Genomic DNA, 6,354 nt, shown 5'->3' with positions numbered 1-6,354 from the left:
AGGTCGAAGGCCAGCGCTATATATCCCAGTTCGGCGAGAGCATCGGCCCGGCGGCGCTCGACGTCGCTGAGCCCCATGCCCTCTGGTCCGCCCTGCGGCATCGCGCCCTGGCCACCCTGGCCGGGCTTGCCGGGAAGCTTCTTGCCGCCCTGGGCGACATCCACCGGGAGCATGACCAGCGCGGTCGTACCGCCCGAGTCGGAGGGACGCAGCTGGATGCGGATGCCGTGTCGCAGGGACAGGCGGCCGACCACGAACAGGCCCATGCGCCGGGACACCGACACGTCCACGGTGGGCGGCGACGCGAGCCGCTCGTTGATCGCGGCGAGGTCCTCGGGGGACAGGCCGATGCCGGTGTCGTGGATCTCGACGAGCACACGGCCGTCGGGCAGCGCGTGACCGGTGACACGGACCTTGGTCTGCGGCGAGGAGAACGACGTCGCGTTCTCCAGCAGCTCGGCGAGCAGGTGCACGAGGTCGTTGACGACGCGGCCCGCGACCTCGGTCGCCGGGACGGAGGCCAGTTCGATGCGCTCGTACTGCTCCACCTCGGAGGCGGCGGCACGGAGCACGTCGACGAGCGGGACGGGCCGGGTCCACCGGCGCCCCGGCTCCTCACCGGCGAGGACGAGCAGGTTCTCACCGTTACGGCGCATACGCGTGGCGAGGTGGTCCAGCTTGAACAGCGAGGACAGCTGGTCCGGGTCGGCCTCGCGGGACTCCAGCTCGGAGATCAGCGACAGCTGACGCTGGATGAGGCCCTGGGAACGGCGCGAGAGGTTGGTGAACATCGCGTTGACGTTGCCCCGCAGCAGGGCCTGCTCGGCGGCGAGGCGGACCGCCTCGCGGTGCACGTCGTCGAAGGCCGCGGCCACCTGGCCGATCTCGTCCCGGGAGTGCACACCCACCGACTCCACGGACGTGTCGACGTCCTGCGGGTCGGCCTCGGACAGCTGCTTGACCAGCTCGGGCAGCCGCTCCTGGGCGACCTTGGTGGCCGTGTCCTGGAGCCGCCGCAGCGACCGGATCATGGAGCGGGCCACCACGAAGGCGCCGATCAGCGAGACACCGAGGACGAGGAGGATCAGCGCACCGTTGATGATCGCGTCGCGCTGCTCCTCCTGGCGCAGTTCACGGGCGGTGCTGTCCATCTCGCCCAGCAGCGACGACTCGATCTTGCTCATCGCCTCCATCTTGGGGTCGTAGGCGTCGGTCCAGTCCAGGTGACCGCGAGGGTCCTGCTGGGACATGCCCTTGTCGGTGCGGAGCACCTGGTCCGCGTAGGCGTCGGCCTGGGCGACGGAGGGGTTGTTGGGACCGAGGGGCGCCAGCAGCTCGTTCGGGTCTCCGCCCAGGGAGCTGTAGATCCGCTCGAAGGAGGTGCGGGCCTGCCGCTCGTTCTCCCGGGCGGCCGCGCCGTACTCGCGGTCGTTCGCGTCCATCGACCGCTTTTCCTGGCTGGTCGTCGGCAGAGCGGCCGCGATGATCGCGCGCTGGATGGAGGCGTATTCCTTGGCGGCCGAGAACGCGGCCAGGGCGCGGGTCCGCTTGATCATCTCGGGGTTGCTGGTCGCCTGCGCCATGTCCTGGGACAGGCTGAGCAGCGAGTTGATCAGACGGCTGTAGCGCTCGACGGTCTGGAAGTCCTGGGCGCCGTCCCGGTACGCGCCATTGCGGATGCTGCCGATGGTCACGACCTGGCCGGCGATCTCGTTCACGGTGTCGTGGATGCTCTGCAGGGCGTCGTCGCCCTGCGTGTCGCCGATCTCCGAGGTGGCGTGGAGGAACGCGTCCCGCGCCCGGTTCGACTTCTTCTGCCACTCGGTGACCTTGAGGTCGTTCGCGGCGACCCCGTTGGACAGCGGGCCGGCCGTCAGGTCGCGCTCCTCCTGGAGCGCCTGGGCGAGGTTGGTCGCCTCTTGGGTGAGCTTGGTGAGCAGCTGCATGTGATCCAGCTGCTCCATGTCGTTCATGGACTCGTTGATACGGATGCCGCCCAGGGTGGTCGCGGCGACCACGGGGAGCGCGAGCAGCGAGACCAGACGCGTGCTGATGCGCCAGTTGCGCAGGGCTATTCGCGAACCGGCGTCGGTGGGGCTCTTCACCGCCGGTGAGGACTTCGTGCCCTTCCCGGCCTTGGCGTCCTTCGCAGCCCTGGACCTGCCGGCCGCGGACTTGGCGTCGCCGCCCTGCCCGGCACCCGAACGTCCCGCACGGTCACCGCCGTCGCCGGCGGCCGCCGGTCCCGGGTTCTGGGTGTGCTGGGGCGAGGAGCCGCGCTCGGTCCCGCCGCGCGGCTCCTGCTCCGCCGCAGCTTCCCCTCGGCCCTGGCGGGCCTGGGGAGACCCGTTGCCATCCCTCTTGAAACGTCCCTGCACTAGCGTCGCAACCTCTGGACCAGGCGTCCCCCCGCGCGAACGGACAGGACGGTGTCGGCGTCGTGGAGCGCGAGCGCGCTCCAGTGGTGGTCGTGAGTGACCGGCGCAGATCCCCCTTCCTCACCGCCGCTCGGCGCTGTGTTTGCGCCCCAGCGCGCCGGTCTGGAATCCGCGGCGGTGCGTGGAATTCCAGCACAGTGCCGGATCTCCAACAAGGCCGACGGTTCGCACCCGGAAGGGGGTCACCCGGCGTGAGTGGTGAGTCACCGGCCGTAGAAACCGATCAGGGAGGAATGGGGCGTTCGCGTACGAGTCGCTGGTGGGGCCCGTAGGGGGAGGGGGTGTCCCAGTCGCGATGATCAGCAGCGGAATGCTGCATTCAGGTACGCAATGTCCCGTTTCGAGGCCCCGCTCGGCCCATCCGTTATGTCGGGATCATCCCTAGCCGCGTGAGCAAACTCACATATAGATCGTTGCCATCTACCGGCAATTCCGGGAATCCGATGTTTAGCCTGACGCTTTACAAAGTCCGCCGCTCTGTAACGAGGTCTGAAGCCACCGATGAAGACGACGATGACCATCCGCAGCATCGCCAACCCCCGCCGCACCACCCTGATGCACCTGGCCGACGCCGGTGAGCTGGACCAGGGCGTGCGGCCGGAGCACTCGGTCGACCTCCCCGCCAGCACCGCCAACCCGCGCCGTACGACCCTGATGGACGCTCCCGTCCCGGCCGCGCGGTAACAACGGCAGGTGGCATGCGCCTCCCGCGTTAGCCTGGAGCGTCAGACTCCAGCCAGCGGAAGTAAGGGGCACGGCATCCCGTGCGCATCGCCAGATTCTCCATCGACGGCAATGTCGCCTTCGGCGCGGTCGAGGGCGAAGGCCCTGACGGCCTCGTCCTCGACATCATCAAGGGTATTCCGTACGCCGACTTCGAGCTGAGCGGGACCAAGGTCCCGCTCAGCAAGGTCCGCCTCCTGCCGCCCGTCCTCCCCAACAAGGTCGTGGCCATCGGCCGCAACTACGCGGAGCACGCCGCGGAGCTCGGCAACGAGGTCCCGGACGTACCCGTCGCCTTCTTCAAGCCCACCACCTCGGTGATCGGCTCCGGCGACGCCATCGAGTACCCGTCCTTCTCGAACGAGCTGCACCACGAGGCCGAGCTCGCCGTCGTCATCGGCCGGATGTGCCGCGAGGTCCCGCGCGAGCGCGTCAAGGACGTCGTCTTCGGCTACACCTGCGCCAACGACGTCACCGCCCGCGACGTCCAGCAGCGCGAGAAGCAGTGGGCCCGCGCCAAGGGCTTCGACACCTCCTGCCCCCTGGGCCCCTGGGTGGAGACCGACCTCGACCCCTCCGACGTCACGATCCAGTGCACCGTCAATGGGGAACAGCGCCAGCTGGGCCGTACGAGCGACATGGTCCGCTCCATCGAGGACCTGGTCGTCCACATCACCGAGGCCATGACGCTGCTCCCGGGCGACGTCATCCTCACCGGCACCCCGGCCGGAGTCGGACCGCTCAACGTCGGCGACGAGGTCGCCGTCACCATCGAAGGCATCGGCACTCTCACCAACAAGGTGATCAAGCGTGGCTAACGCGAAGGTACGCGTACGTTTCTGTCCCTCGCCGACCGGCAACCCCCACGTGGGCCTGGTCCGCACCGCCCTGTTCAACTGGGCCTTCGCCCGGCACAACCAGGGCACCATGGTCTTCCGCATCGAGGACACCGACGCGGCCCGCGACTCGGAGGAGTCCTACCAGCAGCTCCTCGACTCGCTGCGCTGGCTCGGCCTCGACTGGGACGAGGGCCCGGAGGTCGGCGGCCCCCACGCCCCGTACCGCCAGTCGCAGCGGATGGACATCTACAAGGACGTCGCCGACAGGCTGCTCGCCGGCGGCCACGCGTACCGCTGCTACTGCACCGCCACCGAGCTCGACGAGCGCCGCGAGGCCGCCCGCGCCGCCGGCAGGCCGTCCGGGTACGACGGGAAGTGCCGCGACCTGACCGCCGAGCAGAGGGCGGCCCACGAGGCGGAGGGCCGTGAGTCGATCGTCCGCTTCCGGATGCCCGACGAGCCGATCACCTTCACCGACCTGGTCCGCGGCGAGCTCACCTTCACCCCGGACAACGTCCCGGACTACGGCATCGTCCGCGCCAACGGCGCCCCCCTCTACACGCTCGTCAACCCGGTCGACGACGCGCTGATGGAGATCACCCACGTACTGCGCGGCGAGGACCTGCTGTCCTCCACCCCGCGCCAGATCGCCCTGTACAAGGCGCTGATCGAACTCGGCATCGCCAAGACGATCCCCGCCTTCGGCCACCTGCCGTACGTGATGGGCGAGGGCAACAAGAAGCTCTCCAAGCGCGACCCGCAGGCCTCCCTGAACCTCTACCGGGAGCGCGGCTTCCTCCCCGAGGGCCTGCTCAACTACCTGTCGCTCCTCGGCTGGTCCTTCTCCGCCGACCAGGACGTCTTCACCATCCCCGAGATGATCGGGAAGTTCGACATCGCGGACGTCAACGCCAACCCGGCCCGCTTCGACCTGAAGAAGGCCGAGGCGATCAACGCCGACCACATCCGCATGCTGGACGTGAAGGCGTTCGCCACCGCCTGCGAGCCCTGGCTGAAGGCCCCGCACGCCCCCTGGGCGCCGGAGGACTTCGACCAGGCCGCCTGGGAGGCCATCGCCCCCCACGCCCAGACCCGCCTGACCGTCCTCTCGGACATCACGGCCAACGTCGACTTCCTGTTCCTGAAGGAGCCGGTCGAGGACGAGGCGTCCTGGCAGAAGGCCATGAAGGAGGGCTCGGACGCCCTGCTGCGCACGGCCCGCGAAAAGCTGTCGGACGCGGACTGGGCCAGCCCCGAATCGCTGAAGAACGCCGTCCTCGCCGCCGGTGAGGAGCACGGCCTCAAGCTCGGCAAGGCCCAGGCGCCGGTCCGTGTCGCGGTCACCGGCCGCACGGTCGGCCTGCCGCTCTTCGAGTCCCTGGAGATCCTGGGCAAGGACCGCACCCTGGCCCGCATCGACGCGGCCCTGGCGAAGCTCGCCGCGTAAGCCGCGTAAGCGCGTAAGCCGCGCACGTCCCTCGGGAGGGGGCGGCCACCGGACACCCGGCGGCCGCCCCCTCCGGCGTTGTCGCGGGCCGCCGACAGCGCCCCCGGTGGGCACGGCCGCACCGGATTCTTCGTCGCACCCGACGAGCCGGAGACAGCCGCCGCGTAGGCTCGGAGCATGCCGATCCGCGCCGTCCTGTGGGACATCGACGACACGATCTTCGACTACGCGAACGCCGACCGCGCCGGCATGCTGGACCATCTGCGGGCCGAGGGCCTGGTCGACGGGTACGCATCCGTCGACCAGGCCCTCACTCGCTGGAAGGAACTCACCGCCGTCCACTGGCGGCGCTTCGAGGCCGGTGGCGTCGGGTTCGAGGAGCAGCGGCGCGACCGGGTGCGGGACTTCCTGGGGGCGGCGCTGACCGACGCGGAGGCGGACGCCTGGTTCCAGCGGTACCTGAGGCACTACGAGGCCGCCTGGGCGCTGTTTCCCGACACCCTGCCCGCCCTGGAGTTGCTGGCCGCCGACTACCGGCACGCCGCCCTGTCGAACTCCTCCGTCCACAACCAGGAGCACAAGCTGCGCGTGCTGGGCGTACGGGACCGCTTCGAGGTGCTGCTCTGCGCCGCCGAGCTGGGCGTGGCCAAGCCCGACCCAGCGGCGTTCCACGCCGCCTGCGACGCCCTCCGGCTGCGCCCTGCGGACGTCGCGTACGTCGGTGATCACCCGGACATCGACGCCCGGGGCGCCGTCGAGGCGGGGCTCACCGGCATCTGGCTGGACCGGAGCGGCGCCGGTGGAAGGCCCGAGCTCACCCGGATCACGGGCCTGGACCAGCTTCCCGGCCTGCTGCGCGGCGATACCCGTTTTGGAGCCCCGGACTCCTTCGGGTAATGTTCTTTCT

The 6,354-nt window shown here is 69.8% G+C and carries 5 protein-coding genes; 4 read left to right on the top strand and 1 reads right to left on the bottom strand.

Annotated elements, in window-relative coordinates; genetic code table 11:
• On the bottom strand, window positions 1-2,378 hold a 2,378-nt coding region (locus tag ABT360_RS24720; RefSeq protein ID WP_351820455.1), incomplete at its 3' end, for a sensor histidine kinase.
• 561 nt (window positions 2,379-2,939) lie between these two features.
• Here ABT360_RS24720 and ABT360_RS24715 point away from each other — a divergent pair.
• The 4 genes from ABT360_RS24715 to ABT360_RS24700 all read left to right on the top strand — a co-directional run bounded on the left by ABT360_RS24715 (window position 2,940) and on the right by ABT360_RS24700 (window position 6,344).
• Window positions 2,940-3,122 carry a hypothetical protein gene (locus ABT360_RS24715; RefSeq protein ID WP_351820452.1) on the top strand — a complete coding sequence of 61 codons (183 nt, stop codon included), beginning with the start codon at window positions 2,940-2,942 and terminating at the stop codon, window positions 3,120-3,122.
• An 80-nt stretch (window positions 3,123-3,202) separates the two neighbouring features.
• Window positions 3,203-3,979, top strand: coding sequence for a fumarylacetoacetate hydrolase family protein (locus ABT360_RS24710; RefSeq protein ID WP_351820449.1), 777 nt, complete (start codon window positions 3,203-3,205; stop codon window positions 3,977-3,979).
• Complete coding sequence (gene gltX / locus ABT360_RS24705) at window positions 3,972-5,447, top strand: glutamate--tRNA ligase (protein ID WP_351820446.1); 1,476 nt, start codon at window positions 3,972-3,974, stop codon at window positions 5,445-5,447. The genes ABT360_RS24710 and gltX overlap by 8 nt, the downstream gene beginning before the upstream one ends.
• 177 nt (window positions 5,448-5,624) lie before the next feature.
• On the top strand, window positions 5,625-6,344 hold the full coding sequence (locus ABT360_RS24700; protein ID WP_351820443.1) for an HAD family hydrolase: 720 nt from the start codon (window positions 5,625-5,627) through the stop codon (window positions 6,342-6,344).
• The last annotated feature ends 10 nt before the right edge of the window (window positions 6,345-6,354 follow it).

It is taken from the genome of Streptomyces sp. NPDC000229 (assembly GCF_040300825.1).
Lineage (GTDB): Bacteria > Actinomycetota > Actinomycetes > Streptomycetales > Streptomycetaceae > Streptomyces.
The sequence above is the reverse complement of the archived record's forward strand: the minus strand, read 5'-3'. Positions and strand labels throughout refer to the sequence as shown.

Coding starts and splice junctions, on each gene's coding strand:
- ABT360_RS24700 (WP_351820443.1), top strand. CDS start 5,625: ATGCCGATCCGCGCCGTCCTGTGGGACATCGACGACACGATCTTCGAC.
- ABT360_RS24715 (WP_351820452.1), top strand. CDS start 2,940: ATGAAGACGACGATGACCATCCGCAGCATCGCCAACCCCCGCCGCACC.